Origin of the sequence: Pseudescherichia sp. AS216 (genome assembly GCF_037152055.1) — a bacterium.
Taxonomy (GTDB): Bacteria; Pseudomonadota; Gammaproteobacteria; order Enterobacterales; family Enterobacteriaceae; genus Pseudescherichia.
In genome coordinates this window covers 833,207-855,791 of the sequence record NZ_JBBCMV010000001.1, presented here as the reverse complement: position 1 = coordinate 855,791, position 22,585 = coordinate 833,207, and the positions used below count along the sequence as shown (strand labels likewise).

The following is a 22,585-nucleotide window of genomic DNA, read 5'->3' as shown; positions in this document are numbered from 1 at the left end:
CATTTGAAATCGTTTATCGATATTGATTCTCATTTGACGCTGTCATGTACCGCCTTGGCAAGCTTTCTGCTTGGTGGCCCGCTGTTTCCGATACGAGGGCCGAACACCTTGCTGATATCCCAGCCTGCTTTGAGTCGGTACTCAATCGAGTTGCGTGAAATGCCAAGATAGTCAGCCCATTCATTCAGGCACATCGTCTTGCCATGAGCTGTATAACGTCGATGAGATTTATCCCGCATCGTCTTCACCATCTTCTCGCGGCCGCGCTGCTGATTACATACGGCGCAACTGGCAACAAGGTTTGATGGCTCGTTATTGGTCTTACAGTCATCGAGATGATCGATGTGCAAGTTATCCCAATCGATAACCTTCCTACACCAATGACACCCAAATGGCCCAGCGCCGTGTGCGTCGTAATAGACCTTACGGTGCTCGTAGACACGACCACTGCCACCAGCCAGCGGGTGATCAGGCGCATATACCAGAAGGTACCCGCCTGAGTGCTCAAGCTTGCCAGCCTTCCTTGTGCTGAGCTTATCCGTCGAACCATGACGGCGAACACGCATGTAATGTTTTTCGCAATACGGCGTGTTATTGGCTCTTGTTGGCAACTCACACCCTTCAACAGAACAAGCAGGTCGCAATGCCTTAGCACCGACGTGCGTGCGCCCTGAGTCAATTAATGAATCAGTCATGCTTTCACCTGTAAGGGTCAGTTTCGGTTTAAACGATCCCGGGCGGTTTTGGCCTTATGGCACTTGAAGCAGATCGCAACCAGATTGCTGTCTTCATCAGTGCCGCCATGAGCTTTGGGTTTGATGTGGTCAACCGTAGTTGCCGGAACGGGCTTCCCATTCCTCATGCATTCCTGGCACAGGTGCCGATCGCGGGTAAGGATGCGCGCCCGGATAATGTCCCACTTACTGCCATAGCCGCGCTGGTGGCGGCTCAGCCCCCGCTGATGCTGTTGCCAGCCTTCGTTGCGGTGAGCCTCGCAGTAACCAGAGCGGTCTGTCGTTGTGCCTGAGCAGCCGCGTTTACGGCAGGCACGAGGGATAGCGGCGGGCATTAGCGCTTACCAAACAGCAGACCGCCGGGCTTCAGCGCGTTGCGGATGGCGTTCGTTGCGGCCTGTTCAATAGCCTGCTGCGTGGTGACAATTGTCGATGCCTGAGCATCCCGTGACGCCAGCAACGCCTTAAACAGATCGCTTTCACGTACAGCATCAATAACAGCTTCGCGCATATCGTCAGAGAGGCGAGTCTTTACTTCAGCGGCAGCAATACGAGCATTAGTGATTGCCTTTGCGTTTTCGATAACGATCTGTGCCGCGTTTGTAACCTCAAACTTTTCGGCTTTAAACGCAACCTGCCCTTTACCATCCTCAACAGTAATACCCATACCAGCAGCATAAAGACGGCCGTTCTCATCGCGCTTTACCTTCATTAAGCTGCGCTCTGTTGTAATGCCATTGCCGATAAACGCATCCTTGATGAATGCCTGCTCACCCTTAAAATAAAACGGTGATGCCTCCTGCGCGGCCTTGCTGAACTCCTTTCCAGACCTGATTGCCTGAATGTGCTCCACTGCCGCTTTTATCTCTTCAGGGGTGTAGCCTCCGCCAATAACTGTGTAGCGATCTGACAGCATGATCACCGGAGTCTTACCCTCTGACGACGTGCCCAGACGCTGCCCCCAGCAGTCCTTTAAATGGTCAAGCTGATCGGCTATAGCTTTCTGCATTGCCAGCAGGTCACCTAGGCTCGGCTCGGCTACCTTCTCAGAGCTGGTCTCATTTGTATCTGATGCGGGAATGTCAGGCCCTTTAAGTGAGATAGAAATAGGGAAATACTCCGGGATGCCGTGCACTTCTTCCCGAATGCCCCACGCATCATATTTGGCGGTACCGGCAGCATTATGGAGTTCATAGCCACACTCAAGCGTGACAATGCGAAGGCTGTTCATTACCGTTTTCAGTGGTAAACGTTTCATGGTGGTTTCCTTTTAGATGTGAGCCTGTCGCACGGGACAGCCGCCCGAGAGAAGCGGATCCCCAGGCTCACGGCTGAAAGACTCTCTTTGGTGCGCGTGCGAGGCGCATAAAAAAAGCCATCAGCGGATGCCAGTGGCTTGCTAATTAAGCATTGAAGAAAGGTTTTCTCACCCAAATGTTTAAGCGCCTTTCGGAAGTGCGAAACCTCGTACAGACCGTTTCACCTTACGAAAAGCATAACTGAACAATAAGTGAGCAAATAAAAGTCAGGAGGGATACAATGATTACCCACACATTTATAGAGTAAATTTATGACTATTTTCGATGACCTAAAAATGTACATGGATAAGCCAGTTAAAGTTAACTGTCCACACTGCTCTTACGCAATGGAACAAAAAAGTAGCAAAATCCGTAAGAACATTACCTGTATATGCCCGAAATGTGGGCACTTCTTTCTCCCCGAGGAACGGTAAGTCCCCTGAAAACCTTCTTGTGAGATTTTACCCCCCTCATTTAGCTATAAGTTGTTGGTAGCTTGTACCTTCCTGTCCAAAAGTTTGGAGTAGCATACCGTGTCGTACACCAGCGGACTTAGAAAGCTCAAAGAGCGCCCCGTACATGTCACCTGTCCCAGGTGCTCTCAGATCGCAGACCAGAAAGCAGGAAAAATGCGTAAAGATTTATCTCTTGAATGCCCGTATTGCGGTCTGGATTTCTTACCATCTGAATGTAAATGCATTGGAGGATAAGCCGCTCTTCCTTCAAACAAACTTTTAGTAACCAGAACACTTTGAGATAGAAGGCAATCATGAAAAATACTACAGACGTAATGCTCACATGTGGCATTATTGAGAGCCGTTTTCAGGGAGAATCTTCACATCCGATTTGCATTCATCGGGTCGCTTTTAATAACGGTAAATTCGCATTAATTCGCAGTGTGAATAATATTTGCTTTGCAAATGGCTCAGTTCTTAAGCGCAGCAGTCAGGGCTGGTTTTCGGAGAGCAAACCAGAAAAGTTGCTGCCTTTTGAGTACATCAGTGAACAAGAGTCGATAAGAAGATTCAGAGAAGGTTAATTATATATATGTTTCTAATGTCATTTGTTACCTTCTCAAAGAAACGTTATTTAAATTTACTCTCGATACAGGCATATATTCAGCAATAAAAAACCGCCCGCAGGCGGTCAGTCTTCTTTCATAATAGCAGGCCTGATATTGCAGCTCCGCAGCTGGTAATCGCCATGCTGAGCCCGTAACTCAGGGTCAACTTCATCAAATATCCGGTCATATAGCTGGCGTGTAGATTCGTTCTTCAGCGCCCGCACAAAGTGGATGCCCTGGCCGTCAGGCACTGACGCAGTCGAGAACCGGAACGTAAGCTGCCATACCGCCACTTTGCTCAAATCCAAAGGCTGTTTCATATCCCCTCCGCTGCAATTAGTCGCAGTCAGGATAGGTCATTATATCGGCACTGGATATTGACGTACTGTAAAAATTTGAGCGACTCCGCATTACTTAACCGCCTTATACCAGGCCTGCCAGCGGTACTTATCCAGTCGCAGCTGGCGGAGGCATTCCGCCGTCTCAGTATCCGCCTGCAGGTCTGCGTCGCTGTCTGCGCCAGCATCACTTGCCCTGCATGGGGGCTGCATCAAATCCGCTGATGGAGTTGGCAGCGTTGATAGCGCGTTGCCGCAGCCGGACAGACTCATCATCAAAAACACAAACGGTACGATTCGGGTCCTGGACATATTTCACCACGTCGCGGGTTATGGTTCGGTAGATGATTCGGCCTTCGTCGCTGGCCTGCGCGGCCTTCTGCTCAACAGGCTGAATGGCCTTCTCAGCTTTGGCGCGCTTACCGGCGGCCAGGGCGTTGATGTGGTCAGCGTGGGCGTACCAGCCATTCCGGTACCGTAGCTCGCCATAGCCAATACCAAGCAGCATGACCACGAGAGCGATCATCAGGATCGTTCGAATGCTAAAGGTCATTCTTCCCCTCCGCCAGGCACAAGCTGCGCTCCATTTCGCGCCGGTTCTGGAGGCCTTTCCACTTCATGCCACCAGCGTAAACCCAGCGGCGCATCTCTTCGCACGCTCCGGCATGGTCGCCTTTGTTCAGCTTGCGCAGCAGCGTTGATTTCGAGAACGCGTCAGAGCCAACGTTAAAGACGAAGCTGTAGAGCGCGGCGCGCTGATACTCGTTCAGCGGCGCTTTGACCAGACTATCAACCGTCTTCTTGGCTGGCTGTAAGTCTTTCCATAGCAGGTTGTCACACTCGCGATCGGTGTAGGTCTTCCCTCTCACGATATCCCGGCCTGTATGGCCATCGCAGACGGTCCATACTCCGGCTACGTCTTTATAGGCTTCGTACTTCCGCCCCTCTACGCCGTCTTTGCCGCCGAGGAATACTGTGGCGATCGCCAGCGCACCAGCACCAGCTACACCGATGAGTTTTTTGCGCAGGCTGCTGGTCATTGGCATTTAATCATCTCCGACTTTGACTGCGGGGCCGTACTTCTCCAGCGCTTTGACCTGGGCGTTCGTCACCTTGCGCTTGAAGTACCAGTTAACCAGCCCGGTAATGATAATCCCGGCAATACCTGCCAGCACACCGATCGCACTCCACTCATCAGGGCTGAACTTTGTCAGGATCCCGTTAACGATTGTGCCGCCAGAAGTGCCTAGGGCGACGCCGGTTACAAGTTTGCTCATATGGGTCATTCTCTCACCTCCGATAGGGTCGGGGTGCTCTGTGTAGTAGTTGAAGTCATGGCCACCAGCTGGCGGCTAAAATGCACTCTGTCAAAGGCCACAGGACAGCGACCTTTTGCACAGTGTTATTTTTTGGATTTGAACGGCCAGTAGCGGAATGCCAGCAGCGCACACAGTAGGATGGTCAGCCCACAGAGACGGTCACACCGACCATCACTCTGGCTCACCTCTGAAAGGCTCTGTGGTTGAAGTGCGCCGAGCGTGGCGCGAGAGAATTACGGCAATCTAAAATCTCAGTGGTTACTAGGGCTCAGAAGCGCAAAAACCCCGCCATTGCTGGCAGGGTTTAGATGATTAAGCTGTGTGTCGAAGTGACCACTCTTAACAGACTACGATAGTTTTTGCGTACGCGTTAGCATTTGTATTATATTCTTAAAAAAACTATCAGTAGGAATTAGCATGAACTTTTCAGCAACCAAGCAGGATGGAATGACCAAGAAATGCGTTGTAAGAGCTTTTAAGGTAAACACTTCATCTACAGATATTCTTTATGACCAAATTGTTAAGAGCGGCAAGTTTACTGTGGGTACAATAGTAAAAGTCTCTGCTAGTAAACATATCAAGCTTAAAGATTTTTCTTCGGACGGGACTCTGCACTATCTACATTTTGCAATGTATAACCCGAAGGAACAGGTTTCAATTACTCCTACCTTGCCAGCAACTAGCGATCTACTTGATGTAGAAAACCTTGACAGCCTTCACGCTTTTTTGCTTGTTAAAGGCAATAAGATCGCATCGCTAATGCAGATATCCATGAATTTCTGTGAAGTTAAAATTGCAACACTCTTTGAACATTTTGGTATAAAAGTTACTCCTTCAGCAATTCTAAAAAAGGATGTAATAAAAAGAATTAAGCAAGATGGCTTCAGAGCACTACATGTAAATGTATCTGTTGATGAAACTGACTTTGTGAAAACGCCATCTTTTTTTGTCTCCATGCTAAAAAATGAGCCTGCTATCAAAGCTAAAGGAATTACGGGGCATTTAACTATAGATGCAAGAGGCAATGCTGAACTTGCATCTTCCGTTGAAAATAATACTAATGTTTGGCTAAATGATTTGGATAACGATTTTTATTTCGAAACCAAAAAAGGCGAAAACATAAAAGGCGATGATTTGAAAGTTTTAAGTACTTACTTTACAGTACCGTACGGCTCAAAAACCATAAACGCAAAATATGCTAAAGAAATACTAGAAGATTTTGCCTCCAAAGAGCTATAATAGATACTAAAAAGGAGGCTAAAATGGCTAGCAACTATAATATCAAAGGTATATCAATCACGAGCGTGAACCTTATAGCCTCTGGTTGCTTCTCATATTTTTTAAGTAATAGTTTAACCAATAACACTGACGCATTAAATCTTGTTGCAAACGTTTTTTCTATACTGTCAGGTTTTTTATTGCTCGTAATCACTATGTCTGGTGAAAACTCTTCTCTCATGTTAAATCTAAGTGAACTTGATATCGTTAATCAAGAAAAAAGATTTACCATGCGATTTAATAAATATTATGCATTATTTCTTCTTTACATATTTACCTTGGTGCTTATTTTCATATTCTATCTCTTATCAAAAGATAATATTATCGCCGAACCATATAAAGGGCTAGCAAAATCCTACATTGGTCATGCGATTTCATTTTTAACATGCTTTTCTTTTATTCAGTCAACATTCATACCATTAAAAATTAAAGAACTATTTAAGGAAAAGCGCCAGTTAAACAAAAAATAAGCCGCATAAGCGGCTTATTTTATTTTAAAAAACTTAGACAACCATCAATGAAACCAAGTGCAGTTTGCATGTCCTTTCTGATTGTTCCATCGGAACATTTGCGTTTCTTAGCAATAGCTCGTAATGAGATACCTAATACGAAATGAGCAATAATAAGCTCATGTTCTTCAGGCTTGCACTTTCTAAGGCGTGCTACACACCCATCAATCATGATCCCATCATCATCATCACATTGAAGTCGTGATTTCTTACCGTGCGGCAACAGTCCTTTGAATCCAGCGGCGATTGGTTGCCAGTCCACTCCGCTATGATCAGAAGCAGCCCAAGCACCCCATAAGTCCATTACTTCGTACATATCACGCATCAACTCTCTCCACAAAATTACGCCAGAACACCGATCGCCAGCGCGCGGTCTAATGTCTTCAGCAGCAGCTCGGGCTGCGTGCCATATTTTTTCTCAAACGCCTTCATGTCAGCGTGCAACTCGTCGTGATGCGCTCTGCACAGCGGTATCACAAACAGATCATGCGCCTTGGTACCCATTCCCCCCTGGCCGTAGCCAATCAGATGATGTGGATCGTCAGCCTGCTGACCGCAGCATGCGCACGGCTGCTGCTTAGCCCAGCGGGTGTACTTCTCGCACTCCCAGCGCGTCCGCTTCGGGCGCAGCATGAAAGATTGCGGCGATTCAGGATCCACCTTAAGCGCCAGCACCTGCTTTGCTTTCTCCTGCACGATCTCCGTAGCGGCGGGCATGTGCCTTAGTTCGCTTTCACGGTATACCGATTTAATCGGCTCGTCCGGCAGCCGTAATGCGTGACGGGCCAGGTTCTCGGGGATAGTCTCGGCGAGGCCGTTACGCGTCAGCCACCAGCACAACTCCGGGATCGTCAGCTGGTGGTCGGCACCAAACTGGAGATCATCCAGGATAAACCGGATAAGCCACTTCGCGACGTTCGCACGGGCCATCGCGGCCAGCGTTTTGTTGTGCTGGCCGCTCAGCAGATTATCGCAGTGCCAGCAAACCCGAATTGCGCCTGGCTCGTGGCGCAGCGTCTTCAGGTTGGCATCGTGCCAGTTACTGTGCGGCCACTGGCAGCCAGTACCACGCATGAGCCAGCCCTCCAGTGCCTGAATGCCTCCGGCGCGGCGGATCACCCGCTCGTTTTCGAATACCGGCACCAGTAGCGGATCCTCGGCCAGAGGCTGCGCGGAGGGCGGGATTTCTCCGGTTGGCAGGTTGGCCAGTCGCTCCGGCTCGTTCTCCAGCAAAATGCGGCCCTGGCTGAACATCGACATAAGATCAGGTCCCGGGCGAAATACAACCTGGCCCAGCTCGCGAACCACCACAGGATTGAGTAGCGCCCTCATGCCGCCCGCCCCGCTGCCAGATGTGCAGCCCACAGTCCGCCGATCCACTGAACACCTTTGGCAGTGAAGCGTGCCTGGCTGAATGCGCGGTTAGAGGCAGCAGCGGTACCGGTCTTAACCTCAAACCGGCCCGCCTCGGTGTGCTGGTGGTACGGGGTCAGCGTCCCGCCCAGCCGATACATGATGTTGTTGTCTTGCAGGAACATGCGGAACTCCGGCTCTTTCGCCTTCAGCAGCTTCGCCACCTGGCGGAACGACATCGAGCCGCTGGCGGTGCAGTAGCGATCGACAAACTCAACTTTTGGCGCAGCGGCGGCCAGCTCGTCGGTGAGGCGCTGCTTTTGTTCGGCCAGATCGGCAGCCAGGCGCAAAGCCTCCGGCAGTGACTGCGGTACGCTCACCTGCTGGCTGTTCTCCAGCTCCAGCCAGCGGTCGATAATGCGCTTGCGCAATACCACGCTATAACCTGACACGAGCGTCAGGCATAAATCCTTAGGCAGGTGAAACAGTAGATAGCTGCGGCCTCTATCGTCCGTGTATTCTCCCCAAATTTGGGGAGATTGAATGTTGAGCTGCTCCAGCATCACTTTAATGTCACGGCAAACGTGGTCGTGCCGCTTATCACATAGCCCTGCAATCTCCAGGCTGGTCATCGCCGGGAAGCCTGGGTCATTTTTAACGTTGATTAACTCGTTCATGTGTTTCTCCACTTATTCAGGCGGCTGCAACCGCCGGTTCGTATTTACTGATCGTGATCTCGACTCTTCCCTTACTGGTTACCGGCCCCCACTCCACCAGCATCCGTTTAACCTGGCTGTCGTCCTCCCACACGCCAGCATGCGTCAGCGCGTCAAATAGCGCTTTGTTGTAGTTGTCGATATCCCGGCGGCGCGCGTCCGGTGGGAACAGGATGATTTCTACCGCTGCTGGCGTGCTCGTCGGCTTAGGCAGGCGACGCAGCTGTTCGACGATCGCAGCACAGTCGGCGCTCTGATAAGCACGACCTTTGGCGCTGATGAGGTGGCGGCCAGCCAACGGCCCCTTGTTCGGGGCGCGCCAGTAGGTGTTTACGCTCGGTGGGAACGGCAGCACAAACTTCATATGGCCACCCCGCGCGCCTGGAGAAACTCGATCGCCTGCTCTCTTGCATCCTCGTCTCCATTAACTAGCGAGCGCAGCAGCATTACCGCCAGCGCTTCAGTGCCCAGACCGCTGATGGTGATTCCGCGTGATACGCCAGGGGTGATCGAGATCGCCCCTCTACGCTGGAGTGAGCGCAACATATCGGCGGCGGCGTTCACCGAAGCTGCGCCCATCATGCGGGCTACCTCGGCATTGCTGGGCGGGTAGCCGTGCTCTTTCTGGAATTTCACCAGCAGATCGAAGACCTCCTGCTGGCGCACCGTTAATGATTTATTTCCCACTGCTACCCCCTACAGAACCGCAACGATATCGTTGACGGTTTCGCGTATGCTGGATTTGCTGGATATCGCGCGGCGGGCGCGTACGTAGTTGAGCTCAAAGCCATGCTGCTGATACAGCTCAATGACGCGCGGCGCGGATGAGTTACTGATCATCACCCGGGCACCGCGCTGGTGGGCGGCAACACAGCACTCCGCCAGGGCGATCTGGTCGTCCCAGCCAAACCCGCCCGGCACGTAGTTCGTGAAACCGTTGGTGCCGGGCAGTGGCTCGTAAGGTGGATCGCAGTAAACGACATCGCCCTCGCTGGCCAGCGACAGGGTGCGACGGTAACCGGCGTTCATGAACACGCAGTTGTGCGCCAGCGCGCAGAACGCCTCGATCTCGGAAGCCGGGAAATACGGCTTCGCGTACTTGCCCCAACCAACGTTGAATTTACCTGCGAGGTTGTACCGGATCAGCCCGTTAAAGCAGTGGCGATTCAGGTACAGGAAAGCGGCGGCACGCTCTGGCCCACCCAGAAGCTGTGCGTTGAATTCGTCAGCAACAGCGGCATAGCCAGCGGCGCTATTCATGGTGCCGAACAGCAGACGAGCGTGCCGCAGTACTGCATCCGGTACCACGGCCAGCATCTGATAAAGATGGATCAGGTCCGCGTTAACGTCTGCCAGCAGGAAGGAGCTGTGCTTCTCGGAGTTGATGAACACCGAACCGCCACCCACAAACGGCTCAATCAGCCGCAGTCCGGTGGGGATAAGGCGATCGATATCAGGCAACTGGTGGTATTTGCCACCAGCCCATTTCAGGAACGGACGTTGCCAGGTGCGAGCCGCTGGCGCTGCTGGCTCTTCTGCATGCTCAAATTTATCCAGCGCAGCAGCGATACGTTCACCTATCCAGCGCATAACCGGTACGGCCATACTGTTACCTATGGCACGGTAGCGCGGACCATCCGGGCACTCGACAGCATCTTTGCCACGCCATGAAATAAGCGTGTGGTTATCTGGGAAACCCTGGAGGCGTTCACACTCGCGAGGCGTGAGGCGGCGCACCAGCATAGAATTAACAACAGCTGGTGGCTGTCCGCCGTTGGCATGGCTCTTAGCATGGTTCCCGGCTCGCAGTGTGGGGGCCAGTTCTATCGTAGCGTCAGCGCCATGATCCTTAGAACTAAACGAGATGCACGCATTCTCTTGTCCGTGATTGCGGCCCAGCGTATGGGCTAATTCATGGTTTGAATCAGGATCCTGAGTGCCGTGTACGGCAAAAGTCTCGACTTCGAAATCAATGCGCTGCCCTTTAGCTGTCAGGCAGGCGGCTACTTCGATACTGCCACTAGTATTACCGCCGCCGAAGGCTACGGGTATATAGTGGCCGGCAGCCGCGCCTTCTGGCCTACCGCCAGCGCCGCCTGTAAAGCTGTGCGCTGCGATCGTGCCGACTACAGGCTGCAGGTGTCCTGCTTGTCCCTGGTTGTCGTCTGCGCCACACGTTCCAACGCCGTTTGCAGTAAGGGCGGCAACCGACGATTGCGGTTCGCGGCGCGGCGGAGTATCCCGGCGCATGCCTTCGAGCTCAAAAAGTACTGCTGCGGGATCGAATCCGTTTCGAGCACTTGCGACAACGAACACACGTTTGCGGCGTTGTGCCACTCCGAAAAATTGAGCGTCGAGCACTCGCCAGGCGACAACGCGCGCGGGTCCATACACACAACCAGCGTTTGACCATTTTCCCCCTGCCGGGTGCAGTTCACTGCTTTCTCCGGCAAGCCCTGCAAGAAAGCAGCCGAAGGCGTTGTCTTTACTGGTGAGAACGCCCGGGACGTTTTCCCAGACGAAGATCGCTTCTTCTTCTCCGCTTTCGCGGCGCTTGTCATCGATGGCATCTGCTAATTCCACATATGAGAGGGTTAACTGGCCACGCGCGTCGGCGAGCCCATTACGTAATCCGGCGATGCTGAATGCCTGGCACGGCGTACCGCCCACCACAACATCCGGCGCTTCTACTGCGCCAGCGCGAACGGCCGCCGCGATCAGTGTCATATCGCCTAGGTTTGCCACTTCTGGCCAGCGCGTCGCCAGCACTGCGGACGGGAATTTCTCGATCTCGGAGAACCATGCCGCCTGCCAGCCCAGGGATTCCCAGGCCACGCTTGCCGCCTCAATACCGCTACATACAGATCCGTATTTCATCAGTTACCCCCAACGTAGCGGCCAGCAACGCAGCTGTCGTCACCGTTGCCTTTAGTCATTCCTGCCAGACAGCGCAGCCGACGCTGGCAGTACCGTTCGCGGTCATTGACTGATTTAGCCGCGTCGAATGCCGTAAGCCAGACCTCTGCAGCACGGCGGTGCAGCCCTTTTTCCTCCAGCTCACGCGCCCGCCTCTCCAGTTCCGCCAGCAAGGGGTCGCTGCCGTTTGTCGTATCGACGAAGTAACGGAACCCGTCCCCTGCAGCCAGGCGCTCAATCTCTCCGTACATCCAGAGGTTATCAATCGCGCCATACGCGTTGCTGCGAGTAACTTCGGGCAGCGCTGCGGCTATCTCAGACGGCAGCAAGCCCGGGTTATCTTTGATGTGCTGAAATACCTGCTCGATAGCTGTCATCCCCGGAACCCCGCTGGAATCTGTGAATAATCAACGTTGTCAAAGCTGGTGCGTGCTGCATCGCTGTTAACCCAATGCCCGTTACGGCGCTCAGGACGTCCGGCTTTTTCCCAGTTGGTAGCCGCCTGCAGGTAGGCCGGGAACTTGCTCGGCTGGAATAGCGTGGTCGGGCGCAGGTATTCGGACATTTTCAGGTCGTCACCCCACTTTGCGGTGCTGTAGTCGACCACCAGCATCAGTTCGTCCAGCGTGAAATCTTCTCCCAGGCGGGCACGGATATTCTCCAGTGAGGACTTGCAGACCTGGTACCGTGAGTTGGTTTTTTGGTTCAGGTGGGTTAATACCTGTTTGGCCTGGTCAGTGACCAAAACATCAGGGTCGGGTTGCCCGACAACCTGACAAAGGGTTTCAGGTTTTACTTGTGGATCTGGTTTTGAATTTACTGACGGATCCCCGCCAGATTCTGACGGGTCAAAACCAGTGCCAGCGCCGTTTTTTGATGCCTCAAATTTTGACGGGTCAGATTTTGATGCATCAGATTTTGACGTGTCAGAATCTGACAGGTGAGCAAATGCCCCCGCCTGAAGTTTCGCCACGTTGAGCCGGTAGACGTTAGACGCGTTGCGGTTCCCCTGGCGGCGCTGCGTGCGGGTCAGCCAGCCATCTTTTTCCAGCTTAGCGATCGCCGTTCTGACTGTGCTCGGGCCTGCACCCAACTGGCGGGCGATGGTTTCAATGCTCGGCCAGCAAACGCCCTCGTCGCTGCTGAAATCAGCCAGCCGCGCCATGATAGCCACGGAGGATAATTTCATGCCAGAAGCCGCGCAGGCATCCCAGACGTAGCCGGTTAATTTAGTGCTCATCCATCCACCCTTTTAAATTTCTCCCGGAACCGCTCAACAGGCTGCATGCATTCGTGCGGGTAACCGCTGCGCATGAAGATGACCTGTCGTTTTTCCCGGTCATAACCAACGACGTGCACTTCGACTCCCCGGTGATCCCGGTACCGCCGGTCAAGCTGTTCCACACCTCACGCCCCTTCTCGTTCATTGCCGAAAAAGCGCCTACCAGATCACGAGCTGGCTGGTAGTTGTTGCTCCCGTCAGCTACGGGTAATCTCTGCACATAGTCGAACGGGGAGTCACCCACCAGCGGCAGGCATCTAAATTGCGTTACTGGCCTGTATCGGCTTACAATGTTCATGCGTAGTTTCTCCACTTACTGAAATGACGCGCCAGACGCCTCGAGCTGCACACTCGGGGCGTCACCCTTTCTGGATGTCATGAACACTTCCACTGCCTGATCTGAAACGCCGTACAGCGCCATAAAGCCCATGAAGCCGTGGAACTGGTGACGGATGGTTTTACGGAACAGGTCAGAAAGCTTTTTCCTCTCGTGACGGTCAATCACCCCATCCCCAGCTGCTTCGATCTGCGCCTGCGCGAGCATTCCTTTCGCCGCGTTCGCCTGCATGTCGAGGGAATACAGATCGACGTTATCAATGCTCTCTGGCTTCGGTACGTCCACCAGCAGCTTGCCAACGCGCGCAGCGGCGTACTCAGCCAGCATCGAAACGCCGGACAGGTCCTCCATACGCTCGAGTTCTGCCAGGGTAAAGAAACGGCTACCGCACTTCTGGTACATGTGGTTGTGGAAAGTGTCGATGCTCATATCGAGATCGGCAGCCATGCCCAAACGTCCGCCCGGGTGGGCCTTGCACATAGCTGTAATCGCTGCCTTTATGCTGTCTACCATGATCGTTTTCCTTTGGTAGTTAACTGAATTAACGTTTCGATTTAGAGTTGTTTTGCAGGACAGGAAGTGAGCGACTCGGTTTGCTCATATCTGCCAGGGTAAAGAATGTGAAGCTCGCTAATCTCACCCTTGAAGAAGTTGACTAATCTTTCGGCCAACTCGACTGAGGGAACCTGCTCGCATCGTTCGATACGGCTTAATGTTGCGGGATCGATTTGAACACCAGCAGCAACATGCGAAAGAGTGAAGCCGTGCGACTTTCGCAATTTTCTAAGCGGTGATTGCATAATGCCTCCTGTATTTGCGTATTACGCATATTATTTCATGCTGGATGCTTGCGCAAGTCGCTTTGCACAACGCGCAAAAAATACATGTAATGGACGCATGAACATTGGAAACCGTGTACGACAGCTTCGCCTAGCGAAGAAGATGAAAATTGCGGATCTCGCTGATGCCGTAGAGATTGATTCTGCCAATATTTCCCGCTTGGAGACGGGTAAGCAAAAGCAATTTACAGAACAAACACTTAACCGATTAGCTCAAGCTTTAGGCGTTAGTGTGGCCGATCTCTTTACCTCGACAGATATTCAGTCTACTGTATGTATAAACAGTAACAATAATTCTTCATCTGTAGAGGGTGTCGATGTGTTTAGGGTTGAAGTTCTTGATATTGCAGCTAGTGCTGGCGCAGGATTTATCCAGGGAAGTGACGTGATAGACGTTATACACGCTATTGAGTACAGCCATGAGAAAGCCCTATCCATGTTCGGTGGTCGTCCCTCAGATGGCGTAAAAGTTATCAACGTGCGTGGCGATAGCATGGCAGACACTATCGAACCCGGCGATTTGATATTTGTCGATATCACAATCCACGACTTCGACGGCGATGGCATCTATGTATTTGGCTTTGACGAGAAAATTTACGTTAAGCGCCTGCAGATGATACCCGATCAGCTGCTGGTGATATCTGACAATCCAAAATATAGGGAGTGGAGCATCGACAAACAAAACGAGCACCGCTTTTATATTTATGGCAAGGTCATGATAAGCCAGTCCCAAGCCATCAAACGGCACGGTTAAACTCCCGCCTCAAAAAAAAGCCACTACGTGTGGCTTTTTTTACATCTCAATAATTGCGTTATGTGCAAATTATGCTTGCGTTATACGCAATTTCTGATTATCTTCATATCACCAACAGCGAACAGGCAGGACGCCCACGCAGTAGCCGCCCCAGGCGTATGAAGATGGGGATGATTCGCTGAACCAGCCATTCGCGTTAAGCGCCCTGCCCGGGTGTTTACCGGGACTGGATGACTTACCACTTCAAGACGGTCCTAGTAAATGTCTAGTAAGTGGCGGTGACTGCACCGAGAACAGCGGCGACAAGATGATGCAAACGGCAAGGGTCGTTAAAACTCGTTAGGTGCTGGCGTGGCATACGCGACACACGTGAGAGAACGTGGATGCCGTAATGGGCTATAACCCTTCAATCTCGTTCCGGGCGAGTTCAACCCGGATGACAGCCGGAAGAGACGGCACAGCCCAGACGATATCTGAGTGGCTTTAAAAACAGATGGGAGCCGGTGGAAGCCCGGCACACAACGAAGAGAGCATTATCTGTGAATAAGCACATCGACCCGCAACGCGGACGTGATGCCCAACCGATAGCTGTTAGAAGCATCATTTAGTGCTCTCTTCGTTGTGATGTGCTCAAGCACCTAAGACCTGTAATAGCTGCATTGCTGTCTTTGGCGGCGTCTGATCTTTACCCGTGAGGATGCCGCACTTTTTTACGCAACACACGAGAGCATCACCGGGCGACGGGCTCATAACCCAATCCACCCGGGCGGCCCCCTAACCGCAGGTGCTCTCCTGTGTTGTGTGGAGAAACTATAAGGGCGGTGGCAGCCGCCTTGGTTTAGAAAGCGAATTATTTCAAGCAAAAGGTACCCATGAATACTTTAAACACAGGTAAAGCCTTACCTTTAAATTTTTACTGGCTTCCAACAAAAATCTCGTACGACGATCACGTTGTTATTGGCATAAGTAATATAAAGATCGCTCTTTTTAAGCTGCTCAGCAATGGAAGTCATTATAACCGGTGCAATTCTGTCCCTATCACAAATATCATAAAACTGATCCCACTTAATCGTGATGCCTTCATTTCCATTTTTTCTCATCAAGTCATTGATATTAGAGGCAATAGTTGCTGCTGATTTTGGCATTTTCAGTCCTTAATTTGTTTTTATACAGCCTTAAAAAGACCTTAAAGATTCCTTACAGAGTCCTTACAGGGGCCTTATGAGATACTTAAAATAGGATTAAAAACACTTTATAGCAAGAACTTTCCCTTTCCTTTTGAGGCTAAGCGCGGTGCAGTGCGCTTTAAATGGAGAAACAAAATAGTGAAAGAACAACTCGCAGCCATGACCATCATAGAACTGGTCACTACGGCACATGGTTATGCCACCAGCATTCAGCAGATTGATACGCATTCTGCGATCGTCAGGGAAATGGCCTCCCGGCTGGAGGCGCTCAACCTGGCGCATATCGGCGGGATGAATAGCCTACGCAGCGCAATCAGCGATCGTGACCAGCTGGCGGCTGAGAATGCATATCTGCTGCCGAGAGCTGCCAGTGAACTGTCGAATGCATGGGTGCTTCATAAATATCTGATCGGTATTCAGGCGGCAATTATGTATCTGGATAATGGCAACAAGAATGCCGCTCAGGAATGGCTTTACGGAACTATTGCCGGTCCGGGATTCGAGTTTCCAGATGAGGTCGACGACATCGATGCATGGGCCACTCATCAGATGCGCGGAAGCATTAGCCATCCACGTGCTCTGGAAATCATCAAGGAAGAAACCCCCGCCACCGACGCCTTCCTGCGCGAGCAGCAGGCTAAAGGGGTGGAGATGTTTGCGGAGGTGTGCTCGACCGCAAACAACGGCCATGAAATCCATCCTGACATCGAAGAGATAAAGGCGTTCGCCGCCCAGCTGCGCGCCGGGGAGGCTGTATGAAATCACGCGGAATGATTTTTAACGCAGAGATGGTGCGCGCCATCCTCGACGGCAGGAAGACGCAGACGCGGCGGATCATGAAAAATCAGCCAGCTGAATTGCCATCGTCACCAGTCTCAATAACGCGCATTGATACGGGCTTTCAGTGGTATGCGAATGACGGCGTAAGCAGTGTCTTTACCTGCCCGTTCGGCCAGCCAGGCGATCGCATCTGGGTGCGCGAGGCATTCCGCGTTATGGGCTGTGCCACTGACGTTGCACGCCTGATGTACAAGGCGAGCGAGCGCAACAGCTTCACGGAGTCTACGCGCACCGTGCCGGTGGCGTCATGCACTAAACAGCCGTCTCAGAAATGGACGCCCAGCATCCACATGCCCCGCTGGGCCAGCCGTATTCTGCTGGAGATTACCGATGTGCGGGTGGAGCGGTTGAACAGCATCAGCGAGGAAGATGCCCGCGCAGAGGGATGTGCAGGTGGGCATGATTCGATACCCGACTATCACTACAGCGCTACACCACACGAGCATTTTCGGCATGTATGGACATCCATCTATGGCGAGGAGAGCTGGTCCTCAGCTTGGGTGTGGGTAATCGAGTTTAAGCGGGTTGATGGGGGTGCCGCATGAACGACAAATACGCAGCGCTGAAAGAAGCAGCGGCTTACTCGATTTTAGAGGAAGGTCAAATTTGGTGGGATGAGCAGCAACTGTCGTATGACGACGGTGTTGTTTTCCATAAAGCAGATATGCAATTTATCTCCCTTGCAAGTCCAGAAACCATCGTCGAATTATTGGCAGAGCGAGAGGCTGATAAAGCGCGGATCGCTGAGCTATCAGAGAGCCATAGCAAGCTTAGAGACACTATTGCGGCCATCCATAACACAATCAGAATGGATGGTGGCTATACACCTCTGGCAGCAATTATTAACGCAGCCAGGCGAGCACATGAAGAATCAGCAGTTGTCGCCGCTGGCATCACTCTTGAGACAGGGGTATAGGGATGGTCAAACTTTCTCACGATGAGCTTTGCCTGATTGCCTGCAACTTCCTGCAAAAGAACGGATTCAAGGTGGCTTTCCACGACCGCTTCAGAGCATGGACGCCTTACGGGGAGCAGGCAGACGCCATAGGTTTTCGGAACGGTGCATCGTGTCTTATCGAGGCTAAGTGCTCCCGTGCTGACCTGCTGGCAGATCGAAAAAAGCCATTCCGCATCGAGCCAGAAAAAGGTATGGGCGACTGGCGCTTTTTCATTTCAGAGCCTGGAATCATTGAATTAGCCGATCTGCCTGAGGGATGGGGGCTGCTGCACGTTGTGAAAGGCCGGGTGAAGAAGGTCCATGGCTGGCCAGGTAACTGGGAGTGGGTGAACAGCGCCTCTAAGCCGTTTGTCGCTAACAAACAGGCTGAGTGCGACTACATGTTCAGCGCACTTCGCCGCATGGATCTGCGCGGACACCTCAAAGAAGTATATGACGGGGTGATTATCAATAAACCAGAAGCAGCGCTCATTCAAAATGAGGACTAACCCATGACCACACTCAGCAATTTAATCCAGAGCGAAATCGCCGACTTCTTCGCTGGCTTCGGCGGCCCAGGCGAGCCAGACATCCAGAGCGGAGAGGCTCAGCGTCAGCTAACAGAGCGCGTGCTTGACCTGCTGCGCAAAGAGCGGGAAGCGGCTGTGCCGGTGGGCGTGGTTCGTCATATTGATGTTGGAGTGGCTGACAGAAAGGGGATTCACGTATCTCTGTATCAGCAATTGCCCGCTGGCACGGAAGTATTCGCAGCCCCGCCAGCGCCCCCCGTCGCAGTACCCGTCCGCTACATGAACCGCTACACCGGAGCGTGCTACACGCTGGAGCAGCAGCCGGATGCAGCGTCTGACCAGATGGTCTATGTGCCGCTGTATGATGTGGCGCAGCCCGTCGCGGTGCCGGATGACTATTTTTCGGCATTGGTTAGCAAGGCCCGACCAGCAGCCGAAAAGGCAATGCGGAAATTCCCACAGCCTAATTATGTGCTGCTGAAGGTGGCAGAAGAGGCCGGAGAGGTTGTGCAGGCTGGCGTTCACTACGCGGACAAGCGCATGAGCTGGGAACAAGTGGAGGGTGAGATCGTGCAGTTGCTGGCGATGCTGATCCGTCTGGTTACCGAGGGCGACCAGATTAACGGTGTCACACCACCAGAGAACACCCGCGCAGCTGCGCCTCAACAGGAAACGAACCAATGAACCACTTAATGATTGACCTTGAAACCATGGGCAACAAGCCCACCGCACCTATCATCGCTATCGGTGCCGTGCTCTTCGAACCCTCTACCGGCGAGCTGGGTTCGGAGTTTTATGCCGTTGTGGATCTGGAGAGCTCTCTGGTATTTGATGCAGTGGCCGACCCCAGCACAATTCTATGGTGGATGAAGCAAGGTGCGGAAGCGCGTGCGGCGATCACCAGCGATTCACGCGTGCACATCACTAATGCGCTGGGCGGGCTGAGAAGGCTGATTGATGAAAACTGCATTCTTAAAGACCTGCAGGTCTGGGGTAACGGGGCCACCTTTGACAATGTGATCACCCGGGCCTCGTTCGAACGTCATGGTATGTACTGCCCCTGGCAGTTCTGGAACGACCGCGACGTGAGGACAATCGTTGAGCTGGGTCGCGCTGTCGGGTTTAACCCGCGCTACGAGATCCCCTTCGAGGGTGATATGCATAACGCGCTGGCGGATGCCCGGCACCAGGCGAAGTACGTTTCGGCAATATGGCAGCGGCTAATCCCGGCCAGCGGCGATAGTATTGGTTAAGATGAACGCCCGGGTGCAGCCGGGCTAAGTGGAGAGATAGCCATGGGACAACTTGTAACTATTACAGACTGGGCATCTGGTCCGAACGGTTTTAAGGAGCCTATCAGCAGATCGGCGCTGCATAAAATCGCAAAGACCAAACAAACATATCCACCAGCGATTAAGCAGGGCCGCCGGTGGGTGGTGGATGAAAATGCTCGTTTTATAGGAATGGTGGGCAAGGTTGAGATTTCCTCTGGAATGTCAACGCAAGCCCGCCAGTTAGTGGAGAAAGCACTCAATGGCTGCCCGTCCCAGAAAGCATAACGTCAGTATTCCTAATCTCTATTGCAAACTGGATAAGAGAACATCCCGAATTTACTGGCAATACCGGCACCCAGTAACAGGGATATTTGTCGGTTTCGGCACAAATGAGGATGCGGCAAAGGCCGCAGCCTCAGAAATGAATCGAATTATAGCAGAGCAGGAAACCCAGCAAACCTATGCTTTAATAGATATGGCTATAAAAGCCAATACCAAAAAAGAGAATGGGATTAGGGTATCTTCATGGATCAAAAAGTATTTAGAAATTCAATCTGAACGCGTTGAAAATAATGAGTTGTCTAAGCGCACACTAATAAACCGAAAATCATGTGCTTTGGTCCTTGAGAAACGCGTACCAAATTTACGCTTAAAAGATGTAGATACAAAGATAATAGCAACCATCGTAGAGGAATATAAATCCCGTGGTAAGTTACGTATGGGGCAGTTAATAAGAGCCGTGCTAATTGATGTTTTCAAAGAGGCTCAACATGCTGGCGAAGTGCCGCCTGGTTATAATCCTGCACTGGCGGTAAGGAACCCCACTGCTAAAGTACAGCGTAGTCGAATGACACTGGAGCAATGGACCGAAATCTTTGAAGCAGCCGCGGATCATCCACCATGCGCTCAAAACGCAATGTTGCTAGCCCTCGTTACGGGGCAGAGGCGCGGTGATCTAATTAAGATGAAGTTCAGTGACGTCTGGGATGGTTTCCTGCATATCGAACAGAGTAAGACCGGGGCCAAAATTGCACTACCTCTTACATTGCGTTGTGAGGCGATCAATATGTCCCTAGCAGAAGTCATTGCCAGGTGCAGAGATCGCGTCATCAGCAAATACATGCTTCATCACGTCAGGAAGCATTCGACCATAGACGCGGGTGATCCGGTTAACGATAACACCATTACGCGTATGTTCATGGAAGCCAGGAACAAGGCTGGCGTTAAGTCAGTGAAGGGCTCTACACCCCCCTCATTTCATGAGCAGCGTTCTCTGGCTTCACGCCTTTACACTGAGCAGGGCATAGACGTTAAAACGCTGTTGGGCCATAGCACAGACGCGATGAGCGAACAGTACAAAGATGATCGAGGCATGGACTGGAAAAAGCTTGTGGTGTAGCTGCTTAAAAAACTAGAGGCATTGCCCTACTCAGCGTCTTATTTTTCACGTAGCGTTTTGGGGGGATGTGTTGGGGAGGTTTTGGGGAAAGAGATAAATTCAGTAAAAACAGCAATTTAATTTTCCGTTGTGTGCTCCACAAGCAAACGTCAGATTCCCATAGCTAACCCTAACCAGCCGGTAAAGCAATTTACCGGCTGCCCGGCGGCGCTCCGCTTGCACGGGCCTACAAAACCATAGAACCTGTAGGCTGGGTAAGGCATCAGTTGGCGTCACAGACCATATTTTCATGACTCCTAATGTTTTTTAATTTCCTTCTTCTTCCAAAGCTATCTTACATTCTCCTTTATTATCTAATTTATAGATCCCCATTGCTCCTCCTTTCAGCAAGAAAGCATCATTACCTATTATATAATCAGAGCTCATCAATTCATAATTTATATAGCACAATCTGCGCTGAAATTACTTCTAGCCTATGTTTATATAAGAAAACCTTAAAAAATGTTAATAAATCACCAAGGATAATACATGGCGATCCCTTCTTACTTATGGCTTAAAGATGATGGTGGTGCAGATATTAAAGGCTCGGTTGACATAAAAAATCGAGAGGGTAGTATTGAAATTTTATCGTTTGGTCATAATTTGCACATCCCAACCGACAGCAGCTCAGGTAAATTGACCGGAACACGTGTACATTCCCCTCTCACTATTGAAAAAGAGTTCGATAGTTCATCACCTTATCTCTATCGTGCAGTAGCTACCGGTCAAACGCTAAAGTCTGCTGAAATCAAATGGTATAAAATTAATGATGCGGGGCAAGAAGTAGAATATTTCAATATGTTTCTTGAAAATGTCAAGATCGTTGGCATTACCCCTGTCATGCATAATATAAAAAACACTGAAATGGAAAAACACAATCATAATGAATCTGTAGAGTTACGTTATGAAAAAATCACATGGAAATATTGCGACGGAAATGTTCAATTTAGTGATGATTGGAATATGCGAGTAACGGCATGATTGCTGCTAGATTTTCACTTAATGGTTTACCAACATCAATACTAACTGTTCCCGGCGTTGGTAATTTTCCGGCATTCTCAGGGCAAAAGAGTGGCCGTAATAATTCAACGTTGAGTAGTATAGTTGACATCGGCCCAATACCTCCTGGAAGATATTTTATTGTCGGACGTCATAGCGGTGGCCGGCTGGGCAGTATTTATGATTTTTATTTGAAAAATTTTTATGGCACAGACAGATCAGAGTGGTTTGCATTGTACGGCGATGACTGGCAAATTGATGACTCTGTTTTCATTGAAACAATAAAGCGTGGAGGGTTTCGGTTGCATCCAATCGGACCAAGAGGATTAAGCGAGGGGTGTATTACTCTGACGCATGTGAGTGATTTTGACTATCTTAGAAAAGCTCTGCTTAAGACAACGATGATTCAAGTTCCATGCTGTAGTTTCAAAGCCTACGGAACAATAACTGTATCATGATCGTAATCTTTCTTCGGTTAGTAACGATAGCCCTACTTTTCGTGGTTTGGTTTGTCGCCTGCGCTACGCTTTGGGCGGAAATCTTCCCGATTGAAAATGTCTACTCGCTTGCCCGGATGCTATGCATCTACGGTGATGAGAACATTTATGATCTGGCGGCAGCTCTCGGAATGATGTTTTCAGGAG

At 51.2% G+C, this 22,585-nt stretch carries 35 protein-coding genes; 16 read left to right on the top strand and 19 right to left on the bottom strand.

Translation table 11 applies throughout. The features are described 5' to 3' along the window. Window positions 1-29: 29 nt before the first annotated feature. From WFN61_RS04220 to WFN61_RS04210, 3 genes are read right to left on the bottom strand one after another with little or no spacing between them, the layout of a single operon-like run. Window positions 30-695, bottom strand: coding sequence for an HNH endonuclease (locus tag WFN61_RS04220; RefSeq protein ID WP_337037826.1), 666 nt, complete (start codon window positions 693-695; stop codon window positions 30-32). A 17-nt stretch (window positions 696-712) separates the two neighbouring features. Then, the gene (locus WFN61_RS04215) at window positions 713-1,069 is read right to left on the bottom strand and encodes an HNH endonuclease (protein ID WP_337037824.1); all 357 of its coding nucleotides are present in this window, start codon (window positions 1,067-1,069) and stop codon (window positions 713-715) included. Next, window positions 1,069-1,992, bottom strand: coding sequence for a phage tail tip fiber protein (locus WFN61_RS04210; protein WP_337037821.1), 924 nt, complete (start codon window positions 1,990-1,992; stop codon window positions 1,069-1,071). The genes WFN61_RS04215 and WFN61_RS04210 overlap by 1 nt, the downstream gene beginning before the upstream one ends. A 312-nt stretch (window positions 1,993-2,304) precedes the next feature. Here WFN61_RS04210 and WFN61_RS04205 point away from each other — a divergent pair, with 312 nt between their 5' ends. From WFN61_RS04205 to WFN61_RS04200, 3 genes are all read left to right on the top strand, one after another. After that, window positions 2,305-2,466, top strand: a complete 162-nt coding sequence (locus tag WFN61_RS04205; RefSeq protein ID WP_312227072.1) for a YnfU family zinc-binding protein — start codon at window positions 2,305-2,307, stop codon at window positions 2,464-2,466. A 99-nt stretch (window positions 2,467-2,565) separates the two neighbouring features. Beyond that, window positions 2,566-2,742, top strand: a complete 177-nt coding sequence (locus tag WFN61_RS20930) for a YnfU family zinc-binding protein (RefSeq protein WP_409418497.1) — start codon at window positions 2,566-2,568, stop codon at window positions 2,740-2,742. A gap of 59 nt (window positions 2,743-2,801) precedes the next feature. After that, window positions 2,802-3,071: a hypothetical protein gene (locus WFN61_RS04200; protein WP_337037815.1), complete on the top strand. Its 270-nt coding sequence runs from the start codon at window positions 2,802-2,804 to the stop codon at window positions 3,069-3,071. Between the two features lie 107 nt (window positions 3,072-3,178). Here the strand turns inward: WFN61_RS04200 and WFN61_RS04195 are convergent, their stop codons facing one another. The 4 genes from WFN61_RS04195 to WFN61_RS04180 form a co-directional block, all read right to left on the bottom strand. Further along, entirely contained in the window at window positions 3,179-3,415 is a 237-nt protein-coding gene (locus tag WFN61_RS04195) for a hypothetical protein (protein ID WP_337037813.1), read from the bottom strand. A 205-nt stretch (window positions 3,416-3,620) separates the two neighbouring features. Then, window positions 3,621-3,986, bottom strand: coding sequence for a hypothetical protein (locus tag WFN61_RS04190; RefSeq protein WP_337037811.1), 366 nt, complete (start codon window positions 3,984-3,986; stop codon window positions 3,621-3,623). Next, window positions 3,976-4,473, bottom strand: coding sequence for a lysozyme (locus WFN61_RS04185; protein WP_337038094.1), 498 nt, complete (start codon window positions 4,471-4,473; stop codon window positions 3,976-3,978). Before WFN61_RS04185 ends, WFN61_RS04190 begins: the two co-directional genes overlap by 11 nt. 6 nt (window positions 4,474-4,479) lie before the next feature. Then, complete coding sequence (locus tag WFN61_RS04180) at window positions 4,480-4,710, bottom strand: class II holin family protein (protein ID WP_282984726.1); 231 nt, start codon at window positions 4,708-4,710, stop codon at window positions 4,480-4,482. Window positions 4,711-5,169: 459 nt separating this feature from the next. Between WFN61_RS04180 and WFN61_RS04175 the strand changes: the two genes are divergently transcribed. Both WFN61_RS04175 and WFN61_RS04170 read left to right on the top strand, forming a co-directional pair. After that, window positions 5,170-5,991, top strand: a complete 822-nt coding sequence (locus WFN61_RS04175; RefSeq protein WP_337037806.1) for a hypothetical protein — start codon at window positions 5,170-5,172, stop codon at window positions 5,989-5,991. A gap of 23 nt (window positions 5,992-6,014) precedes the next feature. After that, window positions 6,015-6,500: a hypothetical protein gene (locus WFN61_RS04170; RefSeq protein ID WP_337037804.1), complete on the top strand. Its 486-nt coding sequence runs from the start codon at window positions 6,015-6,017 to the stop codon at window positions 6,498-6,500. 19 nt (window positions 6,501-6,519) lie between these two features. On the opposite strand, the gene WFN61_RS04165 is transcribed toward WFN61_RS04170, so the two are convergent. The 11 genes from WFN61_RS04165 to WFN61_RS04115 all read right to left on the bottom strand — a co-directional run bounded on the left by WFN61_RS04165 (window position 6,520) and on the right by WFN61_RS04115 (window position 13,943). Next, window positions 6,520-6,864: an antiterminator Q family protein gene (locus WFN61_RS04165; RefSeq protein ID WP_337037802.1), complete on the bottom strand. Its 345-nt coding sequence runs from the start codon at window positions 6,862-6,864 to the stop codon at window positions 6,520-6,522. 17 nt (window positions 6,865-6,881) lie between these two features. Further along, entirely contained in the window at window positions 6,882-7,871 is a 990-nt protein-coding gene (locus WFN61_RS04160) for a DUF968 domain-containing protein (RefSeq protein ID WP_337037800.1), read from the bottom strand. Then, window positions 7,868-8,569: a phage antirepressor KilAC domain-containing protein gene (locus tag WFN61_RS04155; RefSeq protein WP_337037798.1), complete on the bottom strand. Its 702-nt coding sequence runs from the start codon at window positions 8,567-8,569 to the stop codon at window positions 7,868-7,870. Before WFN61_RS04155 ends, WFN61_RS04160 begins: the two co-directional genes overlap by 4 nt. 16 nt (window positions 8,570-8,585) lie before the next feature. After that, window positions 8,586-8,972 carry a RusA family crossover junction endodeoxyribonuclease gene (locus WFN61_RS04150; protein WP_337037796.1) on the bottom strand — a complete coding sequence of 129 codons (387 nt, stop codon included), beginning with the start codon at window positions 8,970-8,972 and terminating at the stop codon, window positions 8,586-8,588. Then, window positions 8,969-9,295: a LexA family transcriptional regulator gene (locus WFN61_RS04145; protein ID WP_337037795.1), complete on the bottom strand. Its 327-nt coding sequence runs from the start codon at window positions 9,293-9,295 to the stop codon at window positions 8,969-8,971. The genes WFN61_RS04150 and WFN61_RS04145 overlap by 4 nt, the downstream gene beginning before the upstream one ends. A gap of 9 nt (window positions 9,296-9,304) precedes the next feature. Further along, window positions 9,305-11,485: a Dam family site-specific DNA-(adenine-N6)-methyltransferase gene (locus WFN61_RS04140; RefSeq protein WP_337037794.1), complete on the bottom strand. Its 2,181-nt coding sequence runs from the start codon at window positions 11,483-11,485 to the stop codon at window positions 9,305-9,307. Continuing rightward, window positions 11,485-11,901, bottom strand: coding sequence for a PerC family transcriptional regulator (locus WFN61_RS04135; RefSeq protein ID WP_337037793.1), 417 nt, complete (start codon window positions 11,899-11,901; stop codon window positions 11,485-11,487). The genes WFN61_RS04140 and WFN61_RS04135 overlap by 1 nt, the downstream gene beginning before the upstream one ends. Beyond that, window positions 11,898-12,764, bottom strand: a complete 867-nt coding sequence (locus WFN61_RS04130) for a conserved phage C-terminal domain-containing protein (RefSeq protein ID WP_337037792.1) — start codon at window positions 12,762-12,764, stop codon at window positions 11,898-11,900. The genes WFN61_RS04135 and WFN61_RS04130 overlap by 4 nt, the downstream gene beginning before the upstream one ends. Continuing rightward, window positions 12,761-12,928, bottom strand: coding sequence for a DUF4222 domain-containing protein (locus tag WFN61_RS04125; RefSeq protein WP_337037789.1), 168 nt, complete (start codon window positions 12,926-12,928; stop codon window positions 12,761-12,763). Before WFN61_RS04125 ends, WFN61_RS04130 begins: the two co-directional genes overlap by 4 nt. Before the next feature lie 191 nt (window positions 12,929-13,119). Then, window positions 13,120-13,656 carry a YmfL family putative regulatory protein gene (locus tag WFN61_RS04120; RefSeq protein ID WP_337037787.1) on the bottom strand — a complete coding sequence of 179 codons (537 nt, stop codon included), beginning with the start codon at window positions 13,654-13,656 and terminating at the stop codon, window positions 13,120-13,122. Window positions 13,657-13,697: 41 nt separating this feature from the next. Beyond that, window positions 13,698-13,943 (bottom strand): helix-turn-helix domain-containing protein, encoded by a 246-nt coding sequence (locus tag WFN61_RS04115; RefSeq protein ID WP_337037786.1) that lies wholly within the window; start codon window positions 13,941-13,943, stop codon window positions 13,698-13,700. A 97-nt stretch (window positions 13,944-14,040) separates the two neighbouring features. Between WFN61_RS04115 and WFN61_RS04110 the strand changes: the two genes are divergently transcribed. Next, window positions 14,041-14,736 carry an XRE family transcriptional regulator gene (locus WFN61_RS04110; RefSeq protein WP_337037785.1) on the top strand — a complete coding sequence of 232 codons (696 nt, stop codon included), beginning with the start codon at window positions 14,041-14,043 and terminating at the stop codon, window positions 14,734-14,736. A gap of 905 nt (window positions 14,737-15,641) precedes the next feature. Here the strand turns inward: WFN61_RS04110 and WFN61_RS04105 are convergent. After that, complete coding sequence (locus WFN61_RS04105) at window positions 15,642-15,881, bottom strand: hypothetical protein (RefSeq protein ID WP_337037783.1); 240 nt, start codon at window positions 15,879-15,881, stop codon at window positions 15,642-15,644. 180 nt (window positions 15,882-16,061) lie between these two features. Between WFN61_RS04105 and WFN61_RS04100 the strand changes: the two genes are divergently transcribed. The 10 genes from WFN61_RS04100 (at window position 16,062) to WFN61_RS04055 (ending at window position 22,399) form a co-directional block, all read left to right on the top strand. Continuing rightward, window positions 16,062-16,682 carry a hypothetical protein gene (locus tag WFN61_RS04100; protein WP_337037781.1) on the top strand — a complete coding sequence of 207 codons (621 nt, stop codon included), beginning with the start codon at window positions 16,062-16,064 and terminating at the stop codon, window positions 16,680-16,682. Continuing rightward, entirely contained in the window at window positions 16,679-17,308 is a 630-nt protein-coding gene (locus WFN61_RS04095) for a hypothetical protein (RefSeq protein WP_337037778.1), read from the top strand. Before WFN61_RS04100 ends, WFN61_RS04095 begins: the two co-directional genes overlap by 4 nt. Beyond that, on the top strand, window positions 17,305-17,679 hold the full coding sequence (locus tag WFN61_RS04090; protein ID WP_337037777.1) for a hypothetical protein: 375 nt from the start codon (window positions 17,305-17,307) through the stop codon (window positions 17,677-17,679). The genes WFN61_RS04095 and WFN61_RS04090 overlap by 4 nt, the downstream gene beginning before the upstream one ends. 2 nt (window positions 17,680-17,681) lie before the next feature. Further along, a complete protein-coding gene (locus WFN61_RS04085; RefSeq protein ID WP_337037774.1) occupies window positions 17,682-18,209 on the top strand; it encodes a hypothetical protein in 528 nt (175 codons plus the stop codon). Window positions 18,210-18,212: 3 nt separating this feature from the next. Then, window positions 18,213-18,914: a hypothetical protein gene (locus WFN61_RS04080; protein ID WP_337037772.1), complete on the top strand. Its 702-nt coding sequence runs from the start codon at window positions 18,213-18,215 to the stop codon at window positions 18,912-18,914. Then, window positions 18,911-19,483 carry a 3'-5' exonuclease gene (locus WFN61_RS04075; protein WP_337037769.1) on the top strand — a complete coding sequence of 191 codons (573 nt, stop codon included), beginning with the start codon at window positions 18,911-18,913 and terminating at the stop codon, window positions 19,481-19,483. The genes WFN61_RS04080 and WFN61_RS04075 overlap by 4 nt, the downstream gene beginning before the upstream one ends. A 42-nt stretch (window positions 19,484-19,525) precedes the next feature. After that, entirely contained in the window at window positions 19,526-19,789 is a 264-nt protein-coding gene (locus WFN61_RS04070; RefSeq protein ID WP_337037766.1) for a hypothetical protein, read from the top strand. Then, a complete protein-coding gene (locus WFN61_RS04065; RefSeq protein WP_337037764.1) occupies window positions 19,764-20,903 on the top strand; it encodes a phage integrase Arm DNA-binding domain-containing protein in 1,140 nt (379 codons plus the stop codon). The genes WFN61_RS04070 and WFN61_RS04065 overlap by 26 nt, the downstream gene beginning before the upstream one ends. Window positions 20,904-21,431: 528 nt before the next feature. Then, window positions 21,432-21,923 carry an Hcp family type VI secretion system effector gene (locus WFN61_RS04060; RefSeq protein WP_238084426.1) on the top strand — a complete coding sequence of 164 codons (492 nt, stop codon included), beginning with the start codon at window positions 21,432-21,434 and terminating at the stop codon, window positions 21,921-21,923. Beyond that, entirely contained in the window at window positions 21,920-22,399 is a 480-nt protein-coding gene (locus tag WFN61_RS04055; protein ID WP_144812214.1) for a DUF2778 domain-containing protein, read from the top strand. Before WFN61_RS04060 ends, WFN61_RS04055 begins: the two co-directional genes overlap by 4 nt. Window positions 22,400-22,585 lie beyond the last annotated feature (186 nt).